The following is a 26,878-nucleotide window of genomic DNA, read 5'->3' as shown; positions in this document are numbered from 1 at the left end:
AACATGCAAGAAACGTGCCAATTAGTGTATCAACTAGCCGCTACTTGCGCTTGATGCGTTTCTAACAATTGCACAATGTAATAATTTTCAGCGTCAGAAAATGTGAGCTGGAGCTGATCACTGATTTGCTGATTGGCTTTTTGAACAACTGGGTACCACTTGGAAGCCATCACACTTGGTAACTCTTCAGTTGGTGCCGTGATTTCGTCTTTAATTGCGGTCCGCTCTAGCGCGCCAGCGAGGTGCATGATGAGGTCAATCCGAAATGCATTGCTCATATCGTTTGCGAGACTCGCTTCAATCGTTTCGCTATACTGCCACAACAAACTGATTAATTTATGCGGGTTTAAGAACGTAAAGTAGTCACCCAAGTAACGTTCGCATAATTCAGGCGTCAACTCTTGACTTTCGACCACGTTGCTTTGAGGCGAATCAATCCCCATCGCCAACTGGTCAATAAACTTCTCGCCGCCACCCTGTAACAGTTCTTCAAGCGAAATAAACGGAACGTCCAGGTTCGGTTGCGTAATACCAGTTGCCGCAATAATCTGATAGGTTTGCCCAATCTGCTTGATTCGAGTGGCCATGTTGACGACAGAAATTGGAAAGACCGTAATGCCTTCAATAAAGTTTTGCGCGAGTAAACTATCTAAGATTGACTTGATTCGTTCAGCGGTCCCAACACCTGTTGCGCAAATCGCCACGATTGCGCGCTGTGCCGTATTATCCGTAGCAGCCGCTGGTTTAACGGACTTTTTCTGATCTTCAGTCGGTAAATTTCGTGAAATCCGTGAGTACCCCTTAAACCCGACCAATTCCTGATAAATCGAATCCAAATCACTGTCGATTAAGCTGGCTTTCCGAACGGCTTCCAATACAACCGGGGTGGTGACCATGTCGATCGTTCGAATGGCAATGCCCGTTTCGGATTGAATCCGTTCGCCAAACGTTGTCAACGACCCCATGTCGACTAACAACAGGACCCCGTTACCAGCATCCAGTGTCTGGACCTGCTTTTTAATGTGCGTGTAAGCAACGGTTGGGTCCATATCCAGTGGCATGTCAAAGGCGCGCACGTCGTAGTCATCCAACAACTGCCCCACCACTTGGGCCATCGACGACGCCGTGCTCATTCCATGGGCTGCAACCAGCACGCCGACTTTGCCATTGAGTTGCATGGACTTTAAAGAAATCAGTAAAATAGCTAAATAATAAACTTCAGATTGCGGAATTGGCAGGTGGTAACGTTCTTCCAGTCCCTGCTTCAAGACTTCGGCAGCCTTGATTTCGGCCGGATACTCCTTGACCATGGCGAGCATATCAGAACTCATCTGCCGCATGGGCTTGCCCGCCTGAATGCGTTTGATGAACGAGCTGACGTGCAAACTAACCGCGTAAATGAAGTTGTCCTTAAAGTTGTACCCGAGCATCTCTTGAATCGTTGCTTGGGCCGTCTTCGTAAAATCAATGACGTCTTGGTCAACGATTTCCGCCAACTTGTTCTCGGGCGAGACTTCCATCTGGGTCTGTTTATAAAACGACTTTAGATGGAGATTAATATCCGTCGTAATGAACCGGTTAATGTGTTCCTTATCGAGTCCCTCACGCCGCAACAGGGACGCTTTATCCCCAATAATTTCGTATAAATTATACGGTAACTCATAGTTATCGTTCTTATTACGCATGGGGGTTGGTCCATCGTTAGGTTTAACGATTAAAATCGGGTCTAATAGTTCTGAAATGGCACCTAACTCGTGGCGGTTAGAAGCCACCGTCATAAGCCCACTACGGATGTTTTGAGGAAGATCATCCATGGTGATGTTGATTTCACTGTCATTTTCCAGACTATTCACAAAGCCCTGAGCACAAACTAATTGGATGTTTGATTTCAACTGACCGACGTTCCCAAACGTTACGGAACCGAGTAACGCCTGAACAACGTCTTCAGTCAGTTTAATTTGCTTATTAATCCGGTTGGCTTCTAGTGATAATAAGGCCTTGAGTAATTCTAACCGTTCCTGCGCCGAGCGATTGTTAAACGCTGGTAATTGGATCGTAATTGGAATCCGCCGAACAAAGGTCTGCAGTAACGTGCTCTCTGGGTCTTCAGTCGTGGCACAGACTAGCCGAACGTTGGCGTGGTGATTCTTTGACGTTTCACCTAAGCGCGAATAGGTCCCGTGATCCATAAAGTAAAAGATCATTTCTTGGCCTTCCGGTGGTAACCGGTGAACTTCGTCAAGGAAGAGCATGCCGCCATCCGCTTCTTGAATCAGCCCGTCCTTATCTTCATTGGCCCCCGTAAAGGAACCCTTTACATAACCAAACAGATGTGACATCAGCAGTTCCGGGTTATGGGCGTAGTCCGCGCAATTGAATGTAATCAATCCCTGAGCATTCGTCAAAACGTCGTTGCCTTCCGCAAAACGATACATGGCGTTTGCAAAGTAAGTTTTCCCGGAACCCGTCGGCCCAATAATCAACGTATTTAATCCCCGCGGTGGGTACAAAATTGCGGCTTTAGCTTGTTCAACTTGATTTGACAGGCTTTCATGCGAGCCAATCATACTATTGAAAATATCCGGTTTCAATGATGAATTGGCATTTAGCTCGACCTGAGAAACGCTATCCTCCCCAGAATTCGCTACGCCAGCGGTCACTGGTTCAGTTTCATCCGGTACTGCGGTGGACGCTTGGACGTAGTGCACTGGCCGACCGCTCAATTTATCAAGCTGGCCCTCTCGCACCAGCGCGTTTAATTCTTTACTGACATTGGATCGAGCTAACATCAAAGCGTTGGCCACCGCTTCGGTGGTTAATCCCTTCGCATCACTATGCTGACAGAGATAGTCAAATATCCGTGCTTTTCTAGTCAACTTCGCCACTCCTTTACTTCACAGCGTATCAGTTTAAATCTATAACTTCAGTTGTGTTTAATCTTACCACAGAGTGTATTGACACACTATCAATATTCTCGAGAATCAGCTCCAATTGAGAACGGTTTCAGTATCACAAAAAAATAAACTATTAGACCAAGATCTAATAGTTTATTCATCCGAATGATTTACTTTAAATAGTCGTCTTTGTTCTTACGTTTGAACGAACGACGTAAAACTTGGAAAAACGTTAACGATTTGACGATTCGATCTGGTTTAATGTACTTACGGACAGCCCGTAATACCCGCTTAGGATCTTTAGATGAGAAAGTAAACAGCCCGTTTTTCTTAGTCTTAAAGGCAAAACGTGGAATCCACTTCCCGCCAAACATTACCGAAACCACGACCCGATCAACTTCATCCCAAGGAATTTGAATATAGTTTTTAACGTTACGATCATCGTAGAACTCAAACCCCTTGTCGCCGACCATAATTTTGCCATAATCGGTTAATCCCATGTGGGAGTTTGCATCCATGACCAAATCAACTTTGTGATTGAGTGATTGAACCATTTATTTAAAACTCCATTTCTTTTATTGATTACACCGATTATACGGCGCAAGCGCCGCCGATGCAAAACCACTATTACGAAAAAGGATGAACTCCATGAGTCCATCCTTTTTCGCCTAAGTCTACGACTCAGATTCAAAAACCATTGATTACATCACACCAATAACGTGCATTACAACCCCAAATACGAAGAGGCCAAGAATGATGATGATTGGTGAAACTTTCTTCTTGAGTAACCACATGCATAAGAAGGTCAAGAGTAAGGCAGCTAACCCAGGAATCAAACTATTTAAGTTATCTTGTAAGGTCGTTACCTTGTATTTATCAAGTGAAAGTCCGGCTTTTTGTTCAGTCAAAGCCTTCTTGATTCCTTCACCGCCTGAAGGCAAGTTAGCCCAGTCGATGAACGCACCCTTAGATTGCTTGATGGTCGAAACCTTGACCGGACTGAAGTCCACGTTAACCCACCGTTCAATTAAGGCGGCTAAGATGAACATCCCTAAGATCGAAGCACCCTTGGTAATGTCTTGTAAGATACCACCAGATAAATCTTCAGTAATCTTAGAACCGGCTTTGTAACCGAATTCCTGAGTGTACCACATGAAGCCCATCCGGATAGCGTTCCAAACAACGAAATACAAGATTGGTCCCATGATGTTACCAGCCATGGCAAGTGAAGCCGCTAAGGCCCCAACAATTGGCTTAACCGTGTACCAGAACACAGGGTCACCAACACCGGCCAGTGGACCCATCATCCCAACTTTAACCCCTTGAATCGTAACGTCATCAATGGGAGCCCCATTGGCACGTTCTTCTTCAAGCGCTAAGGTAACACCAATAACTGGTGAAGCCACGTATGGATGAGTGTTGAAGAATTCCAAGTGACGCTTTAAAGCAGCGGCACGGTCTTCTTTAGTTGTATATAATTTCTTTAATGCTGGAATTAATGAATAAGCCCAGCCACCGTTTTGCATACGTTCATAGTTCCATGAACCTTGGAGGAACGTTGAACGCCACCAAACACGCCGACGATCGGTTTTTGTTAATTTAACTTGATCAGCCATTATTAGTTTCCTCCTTCATTAATACTTGTCGATGATGTCGCCAACTGGATCACCAGTATTGGAGCCACCACCACCGTTGCCAGAATTACCGCTCTTTTCAAGATGTAGGTAAACTAAGGCTAATGACACACCAATAGCACCTAAAGCAATCAAAGTAAGTTCACTGACAGCAGCTAAGACGAAACCTAATGCGAAGAATGGCCACATTTCACGAGAAGCCATCATATTGATAACCATCGCATACCCAACGGCAACAACCATACCACCACCGATTGACAAACCATCAGTCAACCATGAAGGCATTGAATTTAACATTGCTCTAACGGGACCAGCACCAACGGCTAAGATAGCAGCGGCTGGAATGGCAATCCGTAAACCTTGCATGCAGATAGCGATCCATTGCCAAATATCAATCTTGGTAAAACTACCCTCTTCAGCAGCCCGGTCCATAACATGGACAATGGCAGTTGCTAAAGTACGTGCAATGATAGTTAATAGTAAACCGGCAACGGCTAAAGGAACGGCAATCGCAATGGCGGAAGCAACTCCGGCACGGCCTTGGCCACCTAAAACTAAAATAATTGCAGATGCAACAGCGGCTAAAGCAGCATCGGGTGCAACAGCGGCACCGATGTTAGCCCAACCTAAGGCGATCATTTGTAGTGAACCACCTAAGATCATGCATGGTACTAATTGGCCGGTTACTAAACCGATTAACGTACATGCAATAACTGGTTGATGGAAATGGAATTCATCCAAAATACCTTCCATACCAGCTAAAAATGAGACCAGTACGACTAGAATCACTTGAATAAAATTCAAAGTCATGATTTAATCCTCCATTTTTCTTCTGATAATCTATTTTTGTTCGTTCAACATGTTTTGTGCTTTTTTCAAGATGTTATCCATGTTGTCCTTACCATCAGTTGGGACTTTACGAACGTCAAATTCAACGCCGTCAGCTTCCAATTTCTTGTAAGTATCGATATCTTCTTGGCTGAAAGCCAAAACCTTGTTTGGTTGAACTTTACCAACTGAGTGAGCCATTGACCCGATGTTCAAGGTCTTAATTGGAACCCCACCCTCGATAGCAGTCAAAGCATCTTCTGGTGTTTCAAATAACAGTAAGGCTTTTTGACCACCAAAATGCTTGTCATCCTTAGCAATCTTAATCATTTGTTTGATTGGGATAACGTGTGCTTTGATCCCAGCAGGTGCAGCCTGCTTGATCATGCTAGAACGTAATTCGTCCTTAGCAACGTTATCTGAAACAACGATAATCCGCGTTGGATTGATAGTCTTGCTCCAGGCAGTGGCAACTTGCCCATGCAATAACCGTGAGTCGATCCGTGCCAACCCGTATTCGAGTGAGCCAGGACGACCCGTATTGTTTGCGCTAGGAGCGGCGGCTGCCTTTTCTTCCTTAGGCGCTAAGGCTTCTGGACGAACTTTAACCCCGTCCTTAGCCGTTTCAATGATGTGGGTTGCAATTTCGTGAGCCGAGTTCATCGAAAGCCGTGAAGCGTAGGCTTCGATTAACATTGGCAAGTTCAAACCAGCAACAATCGCCCATGTGTCCTTATGTGCTTCGAACAGTCCGTTGACTTGGTTAAACGGAGTTCCGCCCCAAAGGTCAACTAAGAATAAGACTTGGTCTTGATCGTCGAAAGAAGCAATGGCTTTTTCCAACTTAGCCTTGATGTCATCAGGACCTTCGCTAGGCATCAACGTAACCGGTTGAACGTTTTCTTGTTCGCCGAAAATCATTGAACCAGATTGAAAAATGCCTTTAGCGAATTCGCCATGACTAGCAATGATAATGCTTACCATCCTTGTACCTCCTATTTTTCGTTACAGTCATAATAAAACGAATAAATAATATCTAAATAGCCCGTAACGGTTTTGTTTAATACTGAAAGCGCAATCTTTTTTGCCCTCACTAATATATATGCAACTTCCGTGCCAAAATACACTAAAAACAAATTACCGTTATTTCGGCCTTTTAGACTGATACACAGCTGTGATACAGTATTAGTTTGTTCAATTTGTGTATCAAATAGCGTGTTTTTAATACTAACTTACGAAACACTGTACTTTCTTAACCTTTTTTTGCTGATTCACTTAATAACTAAGTGCCCGCCGGCCATTTTGTTGCCAAATTGTTTCAAAATCCTGATTACTGATTGTTTCTCGCCTTCCAGTCCATGGATCATTATAAAATAATTGGTGTGTTTGATAGCCAGTCATCGTTACCGTATGACTCGCAAAGCCATCTAATCCAGTCACCCACACCACCACTGGATGGCGCTTAGCCAGTTGTGCTTTTAGTTGGGGTAAGCTCATTCCACTTAGGTTGACTGCCGTGGGAAGATATTGTCGCACGGTTGCCAGTAATCCTTGAGGATAAACGTAGAGCCCCACCCCCATACTGCTGGTTGGCTCACCAACAAACCCACTGTTCGGGTTCGAGCTGCGCGGAATAGCAGCCGCAAATCTCATTTTGTCGATTTTAACGCCCGCATATTGTAGCATCATGGTCGTCGCCGTCATCTCACACCCCGTTGGCAACTCTGGTAATTGACTGATTAGGGGAACTGCTAATCGGATTGTTGCCGGGGCCACGGGTTTTAAATCACTGGCTAAGACCCAGCCACTTTGTTTAGCGCCGTTACTAATATAGTAGTAACGTTGCTTTTTACCGTTGCGGACAATGTCAGCCTGTTTTGAACGGGTCCAAACTGTTTGGGGGTGCCGTTTTAAATGAAGGTTTACTCGTAATTGGGCCCGGTGTCCCCGTTGCACCGTTAAATGATAGGCTAGACCGTTTAAATTATTGGCGCGGTACGTTTGCTTTGAAACGACCTGAATCCCCGTGATTGGATAAGTCGTCGCCGCTTGAACTGGTTGACTGGCCTGCCAACCAAGACCTAAACCAATGAGGCCGGCCAAGATTCCGCCGCATCTGTTCAATATTTCAACCCACTTTCTTTTCAAGGTATTTAAGCAGTTTTATTATAAGGCTGGAAATAGTGGGATAAAAGCAAAAAATCCGCTAATTTTAATCAACGGATCAGGGCCATATATGACGCCATAATGATAAACGCAAAAAAGTAGCCGATACATCAACGTTTGCACGTCTCAATACCGGCTACTTTTGTTATTCGTTAGTGCGGCCAAGAAGATTCGAACTTCCACCGAGTTGCCCCGACAAGATCCTTAATCTTGCGCGTCTGCCAATTCCGCCATGGCCGCATCATAACTCACAAAAAACATCATACCAAAATTTTGTGAGTCTGACAAGTCTAATTCAAGATTTTTGAACTTTTAAACCGGCTGCATCTACCGGTAACAGGTGATATTGCCCCGTCAACGCCGGATTAGGTTGTAATTCCTGTTGTAGCTCGTTTAACTGTCCGTAATCACCCAGCGTGACAATCGTTGGGCCAGCACCACTCAAATACGTGCCCATGATACCTAGCTGATGCGCCGTCTTGCGAATCGTTGCTAACGCCGGCACCAACTTAGCCCGGTACTGTTCGTGGAATTGATCCGCTTCAAGTAACGGCAACGCCACTTCCCAATTCTGGGTCGCTAAGGCCGCAACTAAGGTGTTTGCCACGCTACTACCCGCAATGGCCTGTTTGAACGGTAAGTTTGCTGGCAAAGCCTCACGACTCGCTGACGTCAGCAACTCTTCGTTAGGTACGTAGACGCTAGCAAAAAGGTTCGGTAATGGCAGTTTGACCGCATGCACCTGTTGTTCGACCGCCGTTGAAACGACTAAGCCACCAAAAATTGCGGGCGCCACGTTATCTGGATGCCCCTCTAGCTGGGTCGCTACGACCAATAATTCATCTAGTGACCGCTGCTGACCGCTCAACTCGTTAGCTAAAGCTAAGCCCGCGACGATGGCCGTCGAACTGCTTCCTAATCCCCGGGCTAGCGGGATTTTTGAATCCACTTGTAAATGTTGGGGCTTTAAATCGGGCGCCAAAGTCAGCGCCGTTTTAATAATTAAATTCCGTTCGTCCGTTGGCACTTCATCACCAAACGGATGATCAATCTGCCAATGATCACTGGGTTGCAAGACTTGCAAAGTTAATTGCATGTCTAACGCAAGCCCAATCGAATCAAAACCTGGTCCTAAGTTTGCTGAAGTTGCAGGGACTGAAATTGTTAACATGTGCTCACCTACTCATTCTTCAAAACTTTATAGCTGGCCAACAGACGCATATTGTCCTGTTCACCAATCGCCGACGTAATCTCGGCCAACTGTTGATCATTCATGGCATGGGTAATAATGACGACCCGTGCGTTACCATCGCTTAACTGGTTTTGAATGATCCGGCTAAACGAAACTTCCGCCTTAGTCATAATCGCAGTCAACTTCATCATCATCCCGGGAACATCACGCATCTTTAACGCGATAAAGTGTGGGTACACGACGTCTTCGGGCGCGGCCAACACGGTTTCTTGCCGATACGAATTAAACGTATTCCCAGTCGTGTTCAACGCGATATTCTTGGCAACGGTCGTAATGTCACTTAAAACACTGTTCGCCGTTGGCAGTTCACCGGCACCTGGACCGTAGAACATCGTATCCCCCACGGCCGTCCCCGTGACCATGACGGCGTTATTTTCATTTTGAACCGTTGCTAAGGGATGGTGGTCAGAAACGAGGACGGGACCGACCGAAACGGCAATCCGGTCATCGATTTCTTCCGCAATTCCCAACAATTTAATGGTGTATCCTAATTGGTTCGCTTCCCGAATGTCTTCGGGACTAATGTTGGTAATCCCTTGAACGTGGACGTGATCCATGGATAAACTCATCCCAAAAGCAAATTGCGTCAAAATAATCATCTTATAGGCCGCATCCAGTCCTTCAACGTCGTTCGTCGGATCCGTTTCAGCAAATCCTAAGTCCTGTGCCGAGCTCAACGCCTGCTCATAGGACCAATTTTTGGTCAGCATTTGCGTCATGATGTAGTTGGTTGTCCCGTTGACGATCCCCATCACCCGTTGGATCTTATCCGCTGCAAAACTGTTGTCGATGGTCCGTAAAATAGGAATCCCGCCGGCAACGCTGGCTTCGTAAAAGAGGTCGCGGTGGTTTTCACGCGCAATCTGGACGAGTTCCCGACCATACTGGGCAATTAAATCCTTATTGGCCGTAACCACGTGTTTACCAGCTTGAAGCGCCCGGGTAATGTATTCCTTCGCCGGGTGAATCGAGCCCATCACTTCAACCATAATCTGAATGGACGGGTCAGATATCAACGTATCAATTTGGTCGGTCAACTGGACATCCCCTAAATCGACTTGTTCGTGCTTTTTTAAGTTGTGGACAACCACACAAGCAAGTTCCAGCTGACGGCCGGTGATTTCTGAGATCTTTTCTTGGTGCGCTTGTAACATTTTTACAACGCCGGTACCAACTGTGCCCAGTCCGACAATCCCAATTTTAATCGTTTCCATGCTAAACCCTCCATTATTTTTAATAGTTAAGCTCATTCTATCGAAAGCCCAGCCGTTAAGCAATCCTTTTCAGACTAATTTGATTGGCCCCCGACACCGTCCACACGTGTAACGCGTCAAGTCCATTCGCCGTTTACGCCGATACACTTGTCCACAATTTTGACAGACATACGTGTACCGGTACGCTTGTTTCGCTGGATGCTTAGGCGCTGGCGCATAGCGCGACCCGCCAACCTGAGCCAGTAATTGCTTAAAGTCAGTATCCCGGTGCCGATATCCCCGGCGAGCTAAGTGCAAATGATAGTGACACAGTTCGTGCTTGATCACACCAATCAACGTTTCTTCTCCAAAATCCGTCAGCATTTTAGGGTTGATATCAATATTATGACTTTCTAACTGATAACGCCCACCCGTCGAACGTAACCGCGCGTTAAAGTAAGCCCGGTGACGAAACGGTTGGCGAAATTCTCGCTCGGATAGATCCATCACCAAGCGTTGGAGTTCTGAATCAGTCATCGCTCGGTGCCACCATGGTCAGCGCAATCCGCTGGCGTTGCCCATCGACACTTTCGACCCAGACCGTCACAATATCACCAACCGCAACGACTCGGCGTGGGTCCTTTAAGAACTTATGACTCAGCTTAGAAACGTGCACTAAGCCGTCCTGTTTAACACCAATGTCCACAAAGGCCCCAAAATCGACGACGTTGCGGACCGTTCCTTGAAGCTGCATGCCCGGCTTTAAATCGCTCATCTTTAAAACGTCTTGTCGTAATAACGGTGCGGGCATGGTGTCCCGGACATCCCGGCCAGGTTTTTGTAAACTATTGACGATGTCTTTTAGTGTCAGTTGCCCAACCCCGGTCGTTTCGGCTAACTGGCCTAAATCTAACTGACTAAGCTGTTGCGCCTTATCCGTCCCAACATCAGTCGATTTTAGTCCCGCCGCCGCTAACAGCGCCTTGGCAGCTGGGTAGCTTTCGGGATGAATATCCGTGTTATCAAATACATTTTTCCCGTCAATGATGCGAAGGAACCCGACCGCCTGCTCATAAGCCTTAGGTCCTAACCGCGGCACTTTTTTCAACTGTGGCCGGCTGGCAAATTCGCCGTTTTCATCCCGGAACGCCACCACGTTCGTTGCAATCGTTTTGGATAGCCCTGAAATGTGGGTCAAAAGCTCAGAACTCGCCGTATTTAAATTAACCCCGACTTGGTTCACGGCCGTTTCAATGACCGTATCCAGCTGGGTGCTGAGTTCCTTTTGGGGCACATCGTGTTGATACTGCCCCACACCGACCGACTTAGGGTCGATCTTAATGAGTTCAGCCAACGGATCTTGCAAACGGCGGCCAATGCTAATCGCACTACGCTGTTCAACGTGAAGCTCTGGAAATTCCTGCCGCGCCTTGTCACTCGCCGAATAAACGGATGCCCCGGCTTCATTCACAATGACGTAGTAAACCGGCCGTTTCAACGTTTTCAAAACTTCAGATACGAACTCTTCGGATTCACGGGAGGCCGTCCCGTTACCAATCGCAATCATTTCAACTTGGTACTTTTCAATGAAGGCCTTAAACTCGCCAGCCGCAGCTTCCCGCTTGGCCTGTGACGCAGGCTTATGCGGATAAATGACTAATTTATCTAGGAACTTACCGTTGGCATCCATGACCGCTAATTTACACCCCGTTCGGTAAGCCGGATCGAAGCCTAATACGACCCGACCTTTCAACGGTGCTTGCATCAGTAAATGATATAAATTGTCACCAAACACTTTAATGGCTTGTTCATCCGCCGCGTCACTTAATTCATTCCGCAGTTCCCGTTCAATGGCAGGTCCAATAAACCGTTTGTACGCGTCTTGATAGGCCGCTTCAACTAACGCCACGGCTGGTCCTTGGTGCTGACCAACAAAGCGAAAATGACAGTAACGGTCGATACCCGCTTGGTCCACTTGGATGCCAACGCGTAACACCTTTTCCTTTTCCCCACGGTTAAGCGCTAGTACTCGGTACGAAACGAGCTGCTTAATGGGGCTGGTGAAGTCGTAGTACTGCTGGTAAACGCCCTGTTCATCGAGCGCCTTACCCTTAGGCTTCACCTTTGCGACTAACATCCCGTGATCCCGCGTATCATTACGAATCCAGTTACGTAACTGCGCGTTGTCACTAAATGCCTCCGCTAAAATTTCGTGGGCACCAGCCAGTGCGGCCGCGCTATCGCTCACGTCTTTTTCAGCATTCACAAATTGACGCGCCTTTTCTTGAATCCCATCTTTAGGAAACTTCAGTAACCAGGCGGCCAACGGTTCCAAGCCGGCGTCCTTCGCAATCGTCGCCTTGGTCCGCCGCTTTTGCTTATACGGTAAGTAAAGGTCTTCCACGTCTTGTAGTTTGGCCGCTTTTTTAATTGCCGCGGTCAACGCCGGCGTTAACTGCCCCTGTTCATCAATCAGCTTCAGTACATCAGCCTTCCGACTTTGCAAATTAGCCAACCGGTCGTAATTTTCTTTGATCTCACGAATTTCCACTTCGTCGAGTTCGCCGGTACGTTCTTTCCGGTAACGCGCAATGAAGGGAACGGTGTTGCCCTCGTCCATCAAACCTAACACGGCCTTGATTTGTTGCGGTTTAAACTTGGTCAGTGTCTGATTGACTAACGTTAAAATTTGATTATCCATTTTTTCACCCAATCTCTATAAGACTCATACCTTCTATTATACCCGGTAAAGATGACAAAAAGGACCTGGAAAAACCAGATCCTTTTTCGTCGTTAATTTTATGAAAGACGCTACATCACGACGCTCATGATTCGTTGAACATCGCCTGAGACCCGTTCCATGGCAGCTTCTTGGTCTTTTTCCGCCTGGTTGAAAGTGTCAACGTCAATGGTTTGATCTTCGATGTTTAAACTAGTCGTCATGGCGGCACAAGCGTTGGTATACGTTTCGTAGGCCGCTAACAAGTTGCGGTGGCGCCCAATCAAACGAACGGGTACTTGCACTTCTTTCAGTTGTGCTAAGTTCTTTTGGTACTGTTCGGTACCGTCGCTAAATTCCATTTGGATATCGTTGAATTCAGCAGGGACCATTTGGGCCACTGCATCATCATCGACAGCTTTACGTAGTTTTTCAAATAATGGGTTTAATTGTTCCCCCATCTTTTCCGTACTTTCAATCACCTTAGATAATACCGGCATGTAGGTCTGAACCGTTGCTTTACGCATCATTCACAGCTCTTTTCTTTGTTTTTAGTTATCCTTATTCTACCAGTAACTGGCCACTTATGCGCGACGCATGTGGCGACGTTGGAAGAACTTAACAATTTCCACGATAACGACCATGGACAAGGAAGCCACGAAAACAATTCCCCATTGGTAAGCATCCAGGCTAGTCACGTGGAACAAGCCGTTCAAGCCTGGCACCATGATCGTCATTGCTAACATGGCAAACGCAATTAAAATTGCCCAGTTGAAGAACTTGTTTCTAAAGAGTCCCACCGTAAACAAGGATTCGTGAATCGACTTCGAGTTAAACGCGTGGAACAACTGAATCAAGCCTAAAGTTGCAAAGGCCATCGTTAACGCGTCGGCGTGCACCATGGAAGCACTGGCGTGAACCGGGTAAGTCAAGGCTAGCCAGTAAACAAGTAACGTAATGCCACCTTCAAGTAAACCTTGGTAAATAATACTGCTGAAGACGCCACCCGAGAAGAAGTTTGAATTCCGGCCCCGTGGTTGGTGCTTCATGATGTTCTTTTCAGTCGGTTCAACCCCCAGCGCAATGGCTGGTAAGGTGTCGGTAACTAAGTTGATCCATAAGATATGCACTGGCGCTAAAATTTGCCAGCCAAGCATCGTCATCATGAATAGAGTCAAAACTTCCCCTAAGTTAGCCGACAGCAAGTATTGAATGGCTTTTTGGATGTTGGCAAAGACCTTCCGACCTTCCTCGACGGCCACCACGATGGTCGCAAAGTTATCGTCGGCTAAGACCATATCACTGGCCCCTTTAGAAACTTCGGTCCCGGTAATTCCCATCCCGATACCAATGTCGGCCGCTTTCAACGCTGGCGCATCGTTTACACCGTCACCGGTCATGGCAACGACTTTACCGCGTTTTTGCCATGCGTTTACGATTCTAACCTTATGTTCAGGCGCAACCCGGGCGTAAACGGAATATTGGCTAACTTGCTTATCAAACTGGGCGTCGGTTAAAGCATCTAATTCGGCACCGGTAATTACGGCATCGTCATCACCAGGTTCGATAATTCCTAACCGTGCCGCAATGGCTTCGGCCGTATCACGGTGGTCACCGGTAATCATCAACGGACGAATTCCCGCTGACTTCGCGTCCGTTACGGCTTGTTCAACTTCTGGACGTTCCGGATCGATCATCCCGACCATCCCGGCAAAGACTAAGTCGTTTTCCATCGTATCAGAATTGACCGTTGCGGGAACTGCGTCGATAACCTTGTATGCAAACGCTAAAACCCGTAACGCCTGGGTCGCTAACTCATGGTTTGTCGCTAAAATTTGGTCCCGAATTGGCTGGGTTAATGGGCTCACGTTGCCATCGGTTTCGACCTGGGTGACCCGTTTCAATAACTCGTCGGGCGCCCCCTTAACGGCAACTAAGAACTGACCATCTGATAACGGGTGGACCGTCGACATTAATTTTCGTTCGGAGTCAAACGGCACTTCGTTGACCCGGGGTTTATCAGTCAACAGTTGGTCAACTGGGTAACCCTGATCTAAATTATATTGAATCAACGCCGTTTCGGTTGGATCACCGGCTAACCCGTCCGCCATAATCTTCGTATCGTTACTTAAAATCATGACTTGGGCTAAGTGGCTATCAATTGGTAATTCCGTTGTCCGCGCGTCCACTAACTTTTGGTTTAAGACGAGTTTTTCAACGGTCATTTTATTTTGGGTTAAAGTCCCAGTCTTATCCGACGCGATAATGTCGGTACTCCCCAACGTTTCAACGGCGGGTAACTTCCGGACTAACGCGTGGCGCTTGGCCATTCGTTGCGTCCCTAACGCTAACGTAATCGTCACGATGGCAGGTAGCCCTTCTGGAATGGCGGCAACGGCTAAGGAAATCGCCGTGAGTAACATGTCAATCAATCTTTCAGAGCCACGCAACATTCCGATACCAAAAACGATGGCTGCGATGACCAAAATCAAAATAGTCAACGACTTCCCTAATTGGGTCAAGTTCGCTTGTAATGGTGTCGTCGTTTCATCAGCGGCTTCGATCATCCCGGCGATTCGACCAACTTCGGTCTGCATCCCGGTCGCAACGACGATTCCGTTCGCTCGGCCATAAGTTACGTTGCTATTCATGTAGGCCATGTTTAAGCGGTCACCAATGGGAAGGTCGCCGGCTTCAAGCGTAGCGGCGTTCTTTTCCACCGGCACGGATTCACCGGTCAAGGCGGATTCCTCAACTTTAAGTGACGCACTTTCAATCAGACGTAAGTCGGCGGGCACAATGTCACCCGCTTCAAGCGTGACCACGTCACCGGGGACGAGTTCGTCACTCTTAACGGTCTGTAACTGACCATCCCGTAAAACAGTCGCGTCCGGAGCCGCCATTTCCTTAAGGGCGTTGATGGCTTCTTCAGCTTTGGATTCCTGAAAGACACCGAACACGGCGTTCAAGATGACCACTAGTAAAATAATCACGGCGTCGACGACTTCACCACTAAATGCAGCGACTAAGGCGGCGACTAACAATACGATGATCATGAAATCCTTGAACTGCGCCAAGAACTTTTGCAACATCGAAGTCGTTTTCTGCTGGTTCAGTGCGTTTTTGCCGTACTGTTCCAACCGCTGCTGGGCGTCGGTTTGTTGTAAACCGTGTTCATCCGTTTTGAGTTCGGCGTAAATGGCCGATAACGGCTGTTGGTACTTAGGTTGTTTACTCATAATAAGCTCCTCCTGGCATCTGAATCTCATTTTCTAAATGGTCTGGATATAGAAAATGAGACCCATGTATGCACGCAAAATGTGTGAACATACATAAGTCTCACTATTTAAGACAATACCGGATTGGCTTCTTGCTGACGATATTGCCGCGAATTTAACTCCGCTAGTTACTCCCTTATGATTATACCGTTAGTATAACGGATTCATATTGAACTGTCTACTAATAATCTTTTGAGCTTATTTCCAAAAATCATCGTAAATGTTAATGGCCGCGTGCCGCTTATGTGCCGTTTTAAGGTACCACGCTTCAATCTTTTCAGCGGCGTCGTCAGCGATTGCTTTGCCTTCCAAGTAGTCATCGATGTCGTCATAGTGCACGCCAAGTGCGACTTCGTCCGGTAAAGCGGGACGGTCTTCTTCTAGGTCTGCCGTTGGGACTTTCTCGTAAAGGTGCTTAGGGGCATCTAGAAAGGCCAACATTTGCTTGCCTTGGCGCTTGTTAAGCCGCCATAGTGGCACGATATCGGCACCACCGTCACCATACTTCGTGTAAAAACCGGTCACGGCTTCCGCCGCATGGTCGGTTCCCACAACGGCACCGTGCATTTCGCCCGCAATCCCGTACTGAACGATCATTCGTTGCCGGGCTTTGATATTACCCTTGTTAAAATCATGAATCGTTAAGTCGTTGGCTTCGAGCGCTTGTACCATGGCATCAGTTGGTGCCTTGATATCAACGCGGTCAGTCACATCGGCGTTCATAAACTGAATGGCTTCCATCGCGTCCGACTCATCGGCCTGGTTGCCATATGGTAAACGAACTGCGATGAACTGATACTGAGCATCCCCAGTTTCAGTCCGCATTTCATCGATTGCCATTTGCGTTAATTTACCAGCTAAGGTGGAATCTTGCCCGCCCGAAATGCCCAATACGTACGTCTTTAAAAAGGTATTCTTCTTCAAATACGCTTTCAAAAAATCAACACTGCGCCGAATTTCTGTTTCGGGATCAATGCTTGGCGCAACGTGTAATGCTTCAATAATTTCTGTTTGTAATGGTCGCATCGGCCAAATCCTCCTAATAATCGATTTTGTTCACCCAACCGCGAACAGAATTGATAATGTTCATTTTATGATCATACAATTTTTGTGATAGGTCAACGGGATAATCTTGTGGATTTAAGTCCCGTTTATACTCATCCCACAACGAATCAAGACTGTCATAAGCATACTGCTTAATCGCGTCGAGGCTCGGTAAATCGTAGACTTGCTTCCCACGATCATAGATTGGGATCAATACCGGTCGCGCGTCAAAATCGCTGACCGTTTTATTAATATAAGTGTAGCTCGGGTGGAACATGTAAATGGCGTCTTCGTTGCGGGGATCTTCGTCGTACAGGGTAATGTAATCCCCTTCTGATTTACCGTCGGCCCGTTTCGTAATGCGCCAAATTTGTTTTTGCCCGGGGGTTGAAACCTTTTCGGCGTTGTTCGATAGTTTGATCGTATCGACCATCTTATGGTGATCATCTTCGATCGATACCATTTTATAAACGGCGCCTAATGCGGGTTGGTCAAACGCCGTGATCAGTTTGGTCCCAATGCCCCAAACACTGATCTTGGCCCCTTGCATCTTTAAGTTTTGAATCGTTTTTTCATCTAAGTCGTTGGAAGCGTAAATCTTCGCATCGGGAAAACCAGCTTCATCCAATTGTTCACGAACCCGTTTGGACAAGTAAGCCATGTCACCACTATCGATCCGCACCCCTTGGAAGTTGATCTTGTCGCCCATTTCCTTAGCAACTTTGATTGCACTAGGTACCCCACTGCGCAACGTATCGTAAGTATCTACTAAGAAGACGCAGTCGTGGTGCGTTTCCGCGTAAGCTTTAAACGCCAAGTAGTCATCCCGATAAGTCTGAACTAACGCGTGGGCGTGGGTCCCACTAATTGGAATCCCAAAAATCTTACCGGCGCGGACGTTACTCGTCGCATCAAAACCACCGATGTACGCTGCCCGGGTGCCCCAAATTGCGGCGTCAAATTCTTGCGCACGCCGGGTCCCAAATTCCAGTAAGCCGTCTTCACCGACAACTGACTTGATACGGGCCGCCTTAGTGGCAATCAGGGTTTGGTAATTAATAATATTCAGTAACGCCGTCTCGATCAGCTGACAGGTTGCCAGTGGTCCTTCAACTTGTAGTAAAGGTTCATTGTTGAAGACCAAGTCCCCTTCACGGGCTGAACGAATCGTCGCATCAAACTCAAAGTTCTTTAAGTAATCCAAAAAGCCGTCAGAATAGTTACCAGTCTCGCGAAGGTAGGCAATATCTGTATCCGTAAAATGTAAATTATTGATATAATTAACTACCCGTTCCAGGCCAGCAAAAATCGCATACCCATTTTGGAAGGGCATCTTGCGAAAGAAGACTTCAAACACCGCGTGCTTGTTGTGAATTCCCTCTTCCCAATAGGTCTGGATCATGTTGATCTGATAAGCATCCGTATGCAAGGTTAAACTATCATCCGGATAGATTTGCGTCATGAGTTTTTTCTCCATTTCGTCATTGTAAAGATGTTTACAGTAAGATAAGCCTATTTTAGCATTTTTTATAATAGTAATGAATGTAAGCACCAGAAAAAGTTGCAGAAATCTATGATTTACCTATACTTTAATTATGATTAGAAAGTGAGGTCGCTTATGTCAGCCCCTTTTGACACGGTTTCAATTTTGAACGTTCCGTTTATTAATACGACTAACACCGCCTTTGTCAATCAACTTCAACAAGATATTGACCACCACGCGAACCGTTTCGTTGTGACGGCCAACCCTGAGATTTTGATGTACGCGCGCGAACACCCGGATTATCAGCAGGTCTTTCGCCAGGCTGATTACATCGCTCCAGACGGCATTGGCGTCATTCAGGGTGCCCAAATCCTGGGCACGCCGCTCCCCGAACGCATCACTGGTTACGATACGCTCCTAGAATTACTTAAATGGGGTGGGCAAACACACCGACGCATCTTTTTGCTGGGCGCTAAACCGGCCGTCCTAAAACAAGTCACGGCCACCATTCAACGCGACTACCCTGGCATTGAAATTGTCGGCGCGCGTGACGGGTACTTCGACGATGAGGCGGCGGTTGCAGCCCAGATTGTCGCGGCTAAACCCGAGATGGTCTTTGTCGCAACTGGTTTTCCTAAGCAGGAGCTCTTCATCGCCAAATATCGTCAACGCTACGCAGCCCTCTGGATGGGTGTTGGTGGTAGTTTTGACGTGATTGCCGGTGCCGTCAAACGGGCCCCGCAATTTTGGCAAAAACATCACATTGAATGGCTCTACCGGTTGATTCAAGAACCGAGCCGTTTCAAACGAATGTTAGTTTTGCCCCGCTACTTGCGCTTGGTGAAAAAAATCGCCAAACAAAAACATTAGTCCGTATTTACTAAAAAACGACCCTGATTCTTTACGGAATCAAGGTCGTTTTATTATTTCAATAGTTATTTTTCGAGGTAAAATTCAAACCGGTTACCCACGTACTGAGTACGTACGTATTCGAACGGTTCCCCAGTCTGCAAATACGAAATCTGTCGTAACCGCAATAGCGCGTCACCGCGACGGACGGATAAGAACTCCGCAATCCGTTCCGATGCTGACATGGCGGATACCGTCTGTTGGGCTTTGCCAGGAACAAACCCAGCCTTTTCTTCTAACGTCCGGTATAACGAACTTGTGATTTCATCCTTTGTAAACTGTTTAACGAGTCGTTCGGGCACGGTTGCAACTTCAAAACAAATTGGCACATCGTCCCCGTAGCGAATCCGTTCCATCCGTAAAACTTGTTCGTTAGGCTTCAACGACAACTTTTCACTTTCGGATAATGAAGGACTCGTCACGTGGTACGAAATGGTTTTACTGGACGGCACCTTGCCTTGAGCCAGCATCAAATCAGTGAAGCTAGTGACACCGGACATCTTTTCTTGGACCTTTTGATTGGCCACAAACGTCCCGGCACCAACTCGCCGTTCTAAGATTCCTTCATCAACCAAGGTCTGAATCGCTTGGCGGAGTGTCATTCGACTGACGTCAAACTGACTCGCCAGCTCCCGTTCAGACGGAATCCGATCACCAACGGCCCACCTTCCGGCTTCGATGGCTTGCTTAATTTGGTTGTGAATTTGAATATAGATTGGCGAACTCATGGTACTCATCCCTTACTTCTAATTTATTTAGTTGCTTTTTTACCGTAGCTATAAGTTGCGACTAAGTCTTGGTTTGCGTCTAAGACGTTGATATCAGCGTCTTTACCCGCTTCCAAGCTACCTTTTTTGGTCAAACCGAATTCACGTGCTTGGTTGACAGAAGACATCTTAACGGCTTCTGCAATCCCACAGCCAGTGAATCGTTGAACGTTCTTGAAGGCGTTAATATAAGTTAACACAGAACCCGCTAAGTTACCAGCTTCAAGGCGTGCTTGGCCGTCCTTAACGATCACTTTTTGACCGCCAAGTTCACTGACACCATCTGGTTCACCCTTCGCACGCATTGAGTCTGTAACTAACTCAATCCGGTCGGCACCTTTTTGTTCGTAGGCCAATTTGATCATGTCAGGGACGATATGGAACCCGTCACAGATCAATTCGCAGTACATGTTGTTTTCAAGCATGGCATGACCAGTGACGCCGGGTTCGCGGTGCTTGAATTCACGTTGGGCATTATATAAATGCGTGACGTGGGTTGCTTTACTTGCTAATAATTGTTCACGGGTCGCATTGCTATGACCAACTGAAGGGACGATGCCATTTTCAAGACAGTACTTTTCAAAATCACGCGAACCAGGATCTTCTGGTGCGTAAGTAATTAACTTCACGCGACCACCAGATAACTTATTCCAGTTGTCTAGTAATTCCACGTTAGGATTTTTGATGTACTTTTCAGGTTGAGCACCCTTAAAGGTTGCTGAAATGAATGGGCCTTCCAAATGAACCCCTTGAATAACGGGATTTTCTTGGGCCGCCTTGTTGATTCCTTCCATCGAATGATTTAAGTTTTCGTTGGATTGGGTCATTGTCGTACAGAAGTATGAGGTAATCCCTTCACGGGCCACCATATCGTTGACCATTTCGTTAATTTCAGCTGGATTTCCATCCATTGAATCAAAACTATAACCACCATGGCTATGAACATCAATAAAGCCCGGTACAATCGTCTTGCCACTGACAAATTCGATGTCGTCATCGGGTTGGGCAACGTATTCGTCCATTGGACCAACCGCTTCAATTTCCTTACCAAAACGAATGTAGCCGTCATCGATCTTTTCTAGACCGGTATAGATGATGGCATGTTTTAACACTTTGCTCATGAACAATTCCTCCTTGGATTTACTGGTTCAATTATAATCGGTATAGACCAAACATGCAACCGCTAGCACCAAGTTATTTCTTATTCACCGAGTTCTTTGGCAATCGTCGCGTCGATTCCTTTGACGACAGACGTCATAAATCCGGCTTCTTCCATGGCTAATAACCCCGCAACGGTCGTTCCACCTGGAGAAGAAACTTGATCGATCAGGTCAAACGGAATCTTATCCGATTTGAGTACCATTTCAGCACTTCCTAAGGTCGCTTGGGCCGCAATCTTAGTCGCGGCGGCTTTGCTTAAGCCGTGTTTGACACCGGCACGCGCCATCGCGTCAATAAAGAAGTAAACGTAAGCGGGCGAACTTCCGGCTAAGGCAGAAAAGGTACTGAAATCTTTTTCAGCAACTTCACTGGTGGCCCCGATAGCGTCGAATAATTTTTGTCCGGCGGCGTACTGGTCAGCGGTCAACGCTGCGTTACCGATGAGGGCGGTCATCCCGGCACCGATGGCCACGTTAACGTTGGGCATGATGCGTAACACGGGAACATCGGGGGCAACCGTTGCGTAGTCAGCAAGGCTGAGGCCAGAGACCATCGTGATGACCCATTTGCCAGCTGTCAGCGCTGGTTGAACCGCTTTTAAAGTGTCCAAGGCAATGTTGGGCTTGATTGCCAAGACAACCACGTCAGCGGCCTTAGCCACGGCTAAGTTGGAATCCATGGCATTTAACCCGTTGGCCTTCGCGTAAGGTTCGTAACTAGTCGCGTGCGCACTGTGCACGTAAATGTCCGCTGGTGCGACGACTTTCATCTTCAACCAACCATCAATAATGGCGCGCCCCATGTTGCCGGCGCCGATAAATCCAATCTTCATAAGCAATTGCTCCCTTAAAGTAGAATATAGGTTTTGTTACCTCTAATTTACACTATCCTAAGTGGCAACGCCAAACGTTCAGTGTATTTATCTGATATGCAAACAAAAATTAAACTAGCGCCACGGATAAAAAATAATTAAATAATTTTTCTCACTATAAAATAAGCTCTTATTCTAGTTATCATTCCAATCACTATCAACTGTAGTAACTTTCAAGTACCATCCCCGTCGAATAAATATATTTATGTCTACTTAGTGAACATTATGACTAGCGTTGACAATGACTACCCGCACGTATACCCTACATACTAATAACGACCCGTTCCAACAGCGTTGCATCCGAACACGGCTGTCTAAAAACAAAAAAGGAGTTTTTTATCATGAATAATAGTACCAATCAAGATTCAAGTCCGAATTTGCAGCAACTAGCTTCCCGGCTTAAAAGCGATTTAGCTAGTCTCCCCGCTGCCATCCGCGCGGTTTTTGACTTAAAACGTAACGTGACTGAGCTGCGGACCCTTCGCTCCTCCACTAAAATCATGATGAGCTTAATGCTACTGGCAAATATCATCGGCTTCATTTTAGGGAAAGATTTCAGTTTTAACGGCTGGATTGGCCTCATTACTGGGCTAGCCGTTGTGTTAAATCTCATTTTAGTCGATCAGGGTCGTCTGACTAATTACAGCTGGGGCATTTTAGGCTGTGCCGTCTGGCTCGTTATTGCCATTAATAACCGCTTAATCGGGGATATCGCCGCACAATCCTTCTATCTCATCATGCAATTCGTAGGAATCGCAGTCTGGCATCGCAAAATCAGCGAGCAAACGGATACCCATGAGCTGGCTTCGCGGAGCTTTAGTAAGCTAGCAGGATTTTGCTGGCTTATTACAACCATTATTATTTACATGGTCGTGCTATATTTCAGTAAACGTTTGAACGGTACCCAAGTTTACTTAGACGCTACCTTACTTCCGCTGGGAATTGTCGGGATGGTATTGATGGTCTACGGTTACCGTTCGCAATGGTACGCTTGGATCACCCTTGATGTGATCAACGTCATCATTTGGTTTAACCAATTAAAGGGCTTTAGTCCCGCTTCCGCATCAATGTTTGCCCTTCAACTCGTCATGCTGGCAAACGGCCTCTACGGCGATTACCTGTGGTTCTACGGACAAAAACGCACAACGACCACTAGTTAGGTAAACAACTGGAACGGGGCCCGTTATTTCACACTAAAAAAGTAACCCACGTGGATCTTTCTGCACGTGGGTTTTATTTGACCGATTGAACATACGCAATCCGTCAAAAAATATGGATTTTTATACACAAAAAAAACGACTATCATGATGATAGTCGTTAGCCGCTTTGGTATTAATTGGGCTAGCTGGGTTCGAACCAGCGCATCACGGGATCAAAACCCGTTGCCTTACCACTTGGCTATAGCCCAAAAATGAAATGGAGGGGAGTGGATTCGAACCACCGAACCCGAAGGAGCGGATTTACAGTCCGCCGCGTTTAGCCAGACTTCGCTACCCCTCCGTAAATCATTCAACTATATTAGAATACATAATTTTGAATAAAAAATCAAGGCTTTTTTCAAACTTTTTTTGATTTTAATTTAAATCAAGCACCTGAGTCTCCTGATACCATTCCGCCATGAAACTAGTTGTTTGCCATTCATTAATCCGTTTCAAACCATATCCAACCGCCTGATCATAATACGTTGTGCGGTTGAACGTCCGTGGCTGCGGGTGGATGTGCAAGTGGCCAAACAGGACGTGGGCCACGTCAAACTGTTCCAGCAACGTTCCCATCCGTGGTGTTCCCATCAGGGCATTCGCCATGTTCCAGAAGCGGTTATCATCTGAGAACCGCAAATAATCCACCCGTGGCACAAAGTGGGTCATAAAGACGACTTGCTTCTGTTCCGCCTGAGCCAAAGATAACTGTGCTTTAACTTGATTTAAAACTAGGTCGGTCCGTTCCAGATCACTTAACGGCTGTTCAATCGCCCGGTCAATCCAGAAGGCCCGTTTCCAATGTAAAAAGTCTTCAGTGGTTGTATCAGGGACACTCGCCGCAAATTGGTAGTCGTACCAGCCATTGTTGCCGATGATCCGCCAGTTCGTATTCGGGATATCAACGTAACGATTATGCAAATAACCGGCGAAGCGCCCATTTTCAAGCTCGTCAAACGATACGCCGTGCACCATGTCATGATTTCCCGCAATCCAGCGAACTTGCGTGTGAGCGCCTAACATGGCCTGTAAATCGACAACAAATTGCTGGCTTTTTTGAAAGTCATTGAATAGGTCCCCCGCAATGAGGTACCACTGGACCCCATTTTGTTCTAAGTACGCTGCCTGAGCACGCATCATCGCGTTAGAATCGACGCGGTTAACGTCAAAATGATTATCACTACTAAATGCTAAACGAACGATGACGATGGCCTCCCTAATAAAAAAAGATACGTTATCAATAAGATAACATATCTTTCAATAAAATTCGTTTTATAGAATCCCCTTCATCGACCGTTTAATCGACGGTACCATGGCAAAGAGAATAATTCCTAAGATCACACTTGAAATCCCAATGATTGCAAAATATGGGACTTCAGTCTGTGTTGAGTAGAATTTAACAATCTGAGCATTCAAGGCACTACCGACAGAATCGGTTAGGAACCACATACTCATCATTTGTGAAGCGAAGGCTTTTGGCGCTAACTTAGTCGTAACTGATAAACCAATTGGTGAAATCAACATTTCGGCAATTTCTACCAAGGCCCAGCTACCAACTAACCAGAGTGGGCTAACTTTGCCACCCGTTCCGAATAACGCACCAGGCATTGCCATCAGCAAGTATGATGCCCCGGCAAAGACCAACCCAACGGCGAACTTCGTTGGCGAGCTAGGTTGCTTCTTACCCCACTTCGTCCATAACAAGACAAATGGTGTGGTGTACAACATGATGAATAATGGGTTCAACGTCTGGAAGTCAGAAGCTTGTAAGTGCATGAACCCAATGTTCAAGTTAACCCGGTTAGCCGCAAATAAAGCTAATACGGCTGACCCTTGTTCTTCAATCGCCCAGAACAATGCTGCGGCAATAAAGAGTGGAATGTAAGCACGAACACGGGAACGTTCCGTTGAGCTAGTCTTTTCAGACGTTAGCATCAAGATGAAGTAGACCACTGGTGTGACAAGAACCAGAATCGTAATCAAGTTGATAATATGTGACAATGTCAACATATTCATTAATTGCATTAAGAGTAGGACTAAAGCTAATCCAATAACCCCAATCAGAACCCGACGGACTAATTTCTTAACGTCTTTTGGTTCCAATGGATCAGTTGGGTATAAACTTGCAGCGCTCAAGTTCTTCTTACCATCAAAGTAATATTGTAGTAATCCGAAGAACATCCCGATTGCGGCCAATGAGAAACCTAAGTGGAAGTTGATCTGTAAACCAACCCGACCAACTAAGATTGGCGAAATCAGAGAACCTAAGTTAATCCCGAAGACGAAGACGCTAAACCCAGCGTCCCGTCGAGTATCTTCTGGCGCGTAGAGTTGCCCAACCATGTCTGAGACGTTAGGTTTTAATAACCCAGTCCCAATAACGATTAAAGCGATTGAGCCAAACAGAGCGGGCGCACCAAATGGTGTTGATAGAACGATGTGCCCGACCATGATCAAGATCCCACCGTAGAAAACAGTCTTACGACTCCCCCAGACCCGGTCACTTAAGAAGCCACCAAGCACACTAGAGACGTAAACTAACGCTGAGTAAATTGACATAATGGATGCCGCCGTAACTTGGTCAAAGCCAAGGCCACCCTTTGCCACACTGTAGTACATGTAGTAAATAAGTAGGGCGCGCATACCGTAGTAACTGAATCGTTCCCACATTTCAGTGAAGAACAACGTACGCAATCCACGTGGTTGGCCAAAGAACGACCGATCCAGTTTTTGCTGATTATCCAATTGAATTTCCTCCAAACTTAATCATACAGCTTGTCTTTCGTTTAAAAGTAACAAAATTTGTTTCTTAATTAAACATAATAACTATTATACTAGCCTTAATCTTAATCAACAATACACTTAATCATTTTCTAATCTAACGGTCATTAATCAAAGTGCTTACCTTGCATTATCAGGTGATAACAAAGCCCGGCAACTCGCACAAAACTACGTAGCGTTGACATTACCGAGTTTTTAATTATATTTACAATGACATTAATTTCTAATTTAATATAAAAAAATTAATGTTAAGTAAACGTTTTCTGAATGACAAATTCGGCTAAAATCTAATTAATAAAACGGATTGTGACCAGTCTATTTTCGTCTGAATGACCGGTTGAATTGTATCGTTTAAACGAAAAACGGAGAACTGCACGTTCACACGCGCAAGATTCTCCGTTCCATTAAAAGGCTTTAATTATCTAAAAAGACGAGAACACGTCTCGTCTTCAATAGTGCCGGCTACCAGAGTCGAACTGATGACCCTCGGTTTACGATACCGATGCTCTACCAACTGAGCTAAGCCGGCATGATATAAAAAGAGATGTCAACATTAATGCCAACATCTTGTCACTCCGACAGGCGGGCTCGAACCGTCGACATCTTGATTAACAGTCAAGCGCTCTACCAACTGAGCTATGTCGGAATAATCGCATGGCAACGTCCTACCCTCGCAGGGAGCGATCCCCCAACTACTCT

The 26,878-nt window shown here is 46.3% G+C and carries 21 protein-coding genes and 5 tRNA genes; 2 read left to right on the top strand and 24 right to left on the bottom strand.

Translation table 11 applies throughout. From position 1 onward, the window contains the following. Positions 1 to 29 precede the first annotated feature (29 nt). The 15 genes from AAA939_RS07250 to AAA939_RS07180 all read right to left on the bottom strand — a co-directional run bounded on the left by AAA939_RS07250 (position 30) and on the right by AAA939_RS07180 (position 18,470). Entirely contained in the window at positions 30 to 2,876 is a 2,847-nt protein-coding gene (locus AAA939_RS07250; RefSeq protein WP_338210242.1) for a sigma-54-dependent transcriptional regulator, read from the bottom strand. Between the two features lie 188 nt (positions 2,877 to 3,064). Further along, positions 3,065 to 3,448 carry a DUF956 family protein gene (locus tag AAA939_RS07245; RefSeq protein WP_338210240.1) on the bottom strand — a complete coding sequence of 128 codons (384 nt, stop codon included), beginning with the start codon at positions 3,446 to 3,448 and terminating at the stop codon, positions 3,065 to 3,067. 147 nt (positions 3,449 to 3,595) lie between these two features. Next, positions 3,596 to 4,510 carry a PTS system mannose/fructose/sorbose family transporter subunit IID gene (locus AAA939_RS07240; RefSeq protein ID WP_338210238.1) on the bottom strand — a complete coding sequence of 305 codons (915 nt, stop codon included), beginning with the start codon at positions 4,508 to 4,510 and terminating at the stop codon, positions 3,596 to 3,598. 18 nt (positions 4,511 to 4,528) lie between these two features. Continuing rightward, positions 4,529 to 5,338, bottom strand: coding sequence for a PTS mannose/fructose/sorbose transporter subunit IIC (locus AAA939_RS07235; RefSeq protein ID WP_338210236.1), 810 nt, complete (start codon positions 5,336 to 5,338; stop codon positions 4,529 to 4,531). 30 nt (positions 5,339 to 5,368) lie between these two features. After that, positions 5,369 to 6,340, bottom strand: a complete 972-nt coding sequence (locus tag AAA939_RS07230; protein WP_338210234.1) for a mannose/fructose/sorbose PTS transporter subunit IIA — start codon at positions 6,338 to 6,340, stop codon at positions 5,369 to 5,371. Between the two features lie 291 nt (positions 6,341 to 6,631). Next, positions 6,632 to 7,480 carry a C39 family peptidase gene (locus AAA939_RS07225; RefSeq protein ID WP_420914931.1) on the bottom strand — a complete coding sequence of 283 codons (849 nt, stop codon included), beginning with the start codon at positions 7,478 to 7,480 and terminating at the stop codon, positions 6,632 to 6,634. A 198-nt stretch (positions 7,481 to 7,678) separates the two neighbouring features. After that, a tRNA-Leu gene (locus AAA939_RS07220) sits at positions 7,679 to 7,762 on the bottom strand. 55 nt (positions 7,763 to 7,817) lie between these two features. Beyond that, positions 7,818 to 8,693: a homoserine kinase gene (thrB, locus tag AAA939_RS07215; protein WP_338210232.1), complete on the bottom strand. Its 876-nt coding sequence runs from the start codon at positions 8,691 to 8,693 to the stop codon at positions 7,818 to 7,820. 8 nt (positions 8,694 to 8,701) lie between these two features. Further along, positions 8,702 to 9,988 carry a homoserine dehydrogenase gene (locus AAA939_RS07210; protein ID WP_338210231.1) on the bottom strand — a complete coding sequence of 429 codons (1,287 nt, stop codon included), beginning with the start codon at positions 9,986 to 9,988 and terminating at the stop codon, positions 8,702 to 8,704. 69 nt (positions 9,989 to 10,057) lie between these two features. Continuing rightward, positions 10,058 to 10,504: a SprT family protein gene (locus tag AAA939_RS07205; RefSeq protein WP_338210229.1), complete on the bottom strand. Its 447-nt coding sequence runs from the start codon at positions 10,502 to 10,504 to the stop codon at positions 10,058 to 10,060. After that, the gene (locus AAA939_RS07200; RefSeq protein ID WP_338210227.1) at positions 10,497 to 12,668 is read right to left on the bottom strand and encodes a Tex family protein; all 2,172 of its coding nucleotides are present in this window, start codon (positions 12,666 to 12,668) and stop codon (positions 10,497 to 10,499) included. The genes AAA939_RS07205 and AAA939_RS07200 overlap by 8 nt, the downstream gene beginning before the upstream one ends. 110 nt (positions 12,669 to 12,778) lie before the next feature. Beyond that, on the bottom strand, positions 12,779 to 13,216 hold the full coding sequence (locus AAA939_RS07195; protein WP_338210225.1) for a hypothetical protein: 438 nt from the start codon (positions 13,214 to 13,216) through the stop codon (positions 12,779 to 12,781). Positions 13,217 to 13,270: 54 nt separating this feature from the next. Further along, entirely contained in the window at positions 13,271 to 15,925 is a 2,655-nt protein-coding gene (locus AAA939_RS07190; RefSeq protein WP_338210224.1) for a cation-translocating P-type ATPase, read from the bottom strand. A 237-nt stretch (positions 15,926 to 16,162) separates the two neighbouring features. Next, the gene (gene nadE, locus AAA939_RS07185; RefSeq protein ID WP_338210223.1) at positions 16,163 to 16,990 is read right to left on the bottom strand and encodes an ammonia-dependent NAD(+) synthetase; all 828 of its coding nucleotides are present in this window, start codon (positions 16,988 to 16,990) and stop codon (positions 16,163 to 16,165) included. A 13-nt stretch (positions 16,991 to 17,003) separates the two neighbouring features. Then, positions 17,004 to 18,470 carry a nicotinate phosphoribosyltransferase gene (locus AAA939_RS07180; RefSeq protein WP_338210222.1) on the bottom strand — a complete coding sequence of 489 codons (1,467 nt, stop codon included), beginning with the start codon at positions 18,468 to 18,470 and terminating at the stop codon, positions 17,004 to 17,006. 156 nt (positions 18,471 to 18,626) lie between these two features. Here AAA939_RS07180 and AAA939_RS07175 point away from each other — a divergent pair, with 156 nt between their 5' ends. Beyond that, positions 18,627 to 19,361 (top strand): WecB/TagA/CpsF family glycosyltransferase, encoded by a 735-nt coding sequence (locus AAA939_RS07175; RefSeq protein WP_338230662.1) that lies wholly within the window; start codon positions 18,627 to 18,629, stop codon positions 19,359 to 19,361. 65 nt (positions 19,362 to 19,426) lie between these two features. On the opposite strand, the gene AAA939_RS07170 is transcribed toward AAA939_RS07175, so the two are convergent. From AAA939_RS07170 to proC, 3 genes are all read right to left on the bottom strand, one after another. After that, complete coding sequence (locus AAA939_RS07170; RefSeq protein WP_338210320.1) at positions 19,427 to 20,128, bottom strand: GntR family transcriptional regulator; 702 nt, start codon at positions 20,126 to 20,128, stop codon at positions 19,427 to 19,429. 23 nt (positions 20,129 to 20,151) lie between these two features. Then, on the bottom strand, positions 20,152 to 21,288 hold the full coding sequence (nagA, locus tag AAA939_RS07165) for an N-acetylglucosamine-6-phosphate deacetylase (RefSeq protein WP_338210220.1): 1,137 nt from the start codon (positions 21,286 to 21,288) through the stop codon (positions 20,152 to 20,154). Between the two features lie 80 nt (positions 21,289 to 21,368). Next, the gene (proC, locus tag AAA939_RS07160) at positions 21,369 to 22,160 is read right to left on the bottom strand and encodes a pyrroline-5-carboxylate reductase (protein WP_338210219.1); all 792 of its coding nucleotides are present in this window, start codon (positions 22,158 to 22,160) and stop codon (positions 21,369 to 21,371) included. Positions 22,161 to 22,540: 380 nt separating this feature from the next. Here proC and pnuC point away from each other — a divergent pair, with 380 nt between their 5' ends. Further along, the gene (gene pnuC, locus AAA939_RS07155; protein WP_338230660.1) at positions 22,541 to 23,359 is read left to right on the top strand and encodes a nicotinamide riboside transporter PnuC; all 819 of its coding nucleotides are present in this window, start codon (positions 22,541 to 22,543) and stop codon (positions 23,357 to 23,359) included. A 176-nt stretch (positions 23,360 to 23,535) separates the two neighbouring features. Here the strand turns inward: pnuC and AAA939_RS07150 are convergent. The 6 genes from AAA939_RS07150 to AAA939_RS07125 all read right to left on the bottom strand — a co-directional run bounded on the left by AAA939_RS07150 (position 23,536) and on the right by AAA939_RS07125 (position 26,825). Continuing rightward, positions 23,536 to 23,607: transfer RNA gene (locus AAA939_RS07150), tRNA-Gln, on the bottom strand. 9 nt (positions 23,608 to 23,616) lie between these two features. After that, positions 23,617 to 23,699 (bottom strand) — tRNA-Tyr (locus tag AAA939_RS07145). A 74-nt stretch (positions 23,700 to 23,773) separates the two neighbouring features. After that, positions 23,774 to 24,607: a metallophosphoesterase gene (locus AAA939_RS07140; protein WP_338210318.1), complete on the bottom strand. Its 834-nt coding sequence runs from the start codon at positions 24,605 to 24,607 to the stop codon at positions 23,774 to 23,776. 63 nt (positions 24,608 to 24,670) lie between these two features. Further along, on the bottom strand, positions 24,671 to 26,143 hold the full coding sequence (locus AAA939_RS07135) for a peptide MFS transporter (RefSeq protein WP_338210217.1): 1,473 nt from the start codon (positions 26,141 to 26,143) through the stop codon (positions 24,671 to 24,673). Positions 26,144 to 26,635: 492 nt separating this feature from the next. After that, positions 26,636 to 26,708, bottom strand: a tRNA-Thr gene (locus AAA939_RS07130). Between the two features lie 44 nt (positions 26,709 to 26,752). Continuing rightward, positions 26,753 to 26,825 (bottom strand) — tRNA-Asn (locus tag AAA939_RS07125). Positions 26,826 to 26,878 lie beyond the last annotated feature (53 nt).

Origin of the sequence: Lactiplantibacillus paraxiangfangensis (assembly GCF_036246185.1) — a bacterium.
Lineage (GTDB): Bacteria > Bacillota > Bacilli > Lactobacillales > Lactobacillaceae > Lactiplantibacillus > Lactiplantibacillus paraxiangfangensis.
The sequence above is the reverse complement of the archived record's forward strand: the minus strand, read 5'-3'. Positions and strand labels throughout refer to the sequence as shown.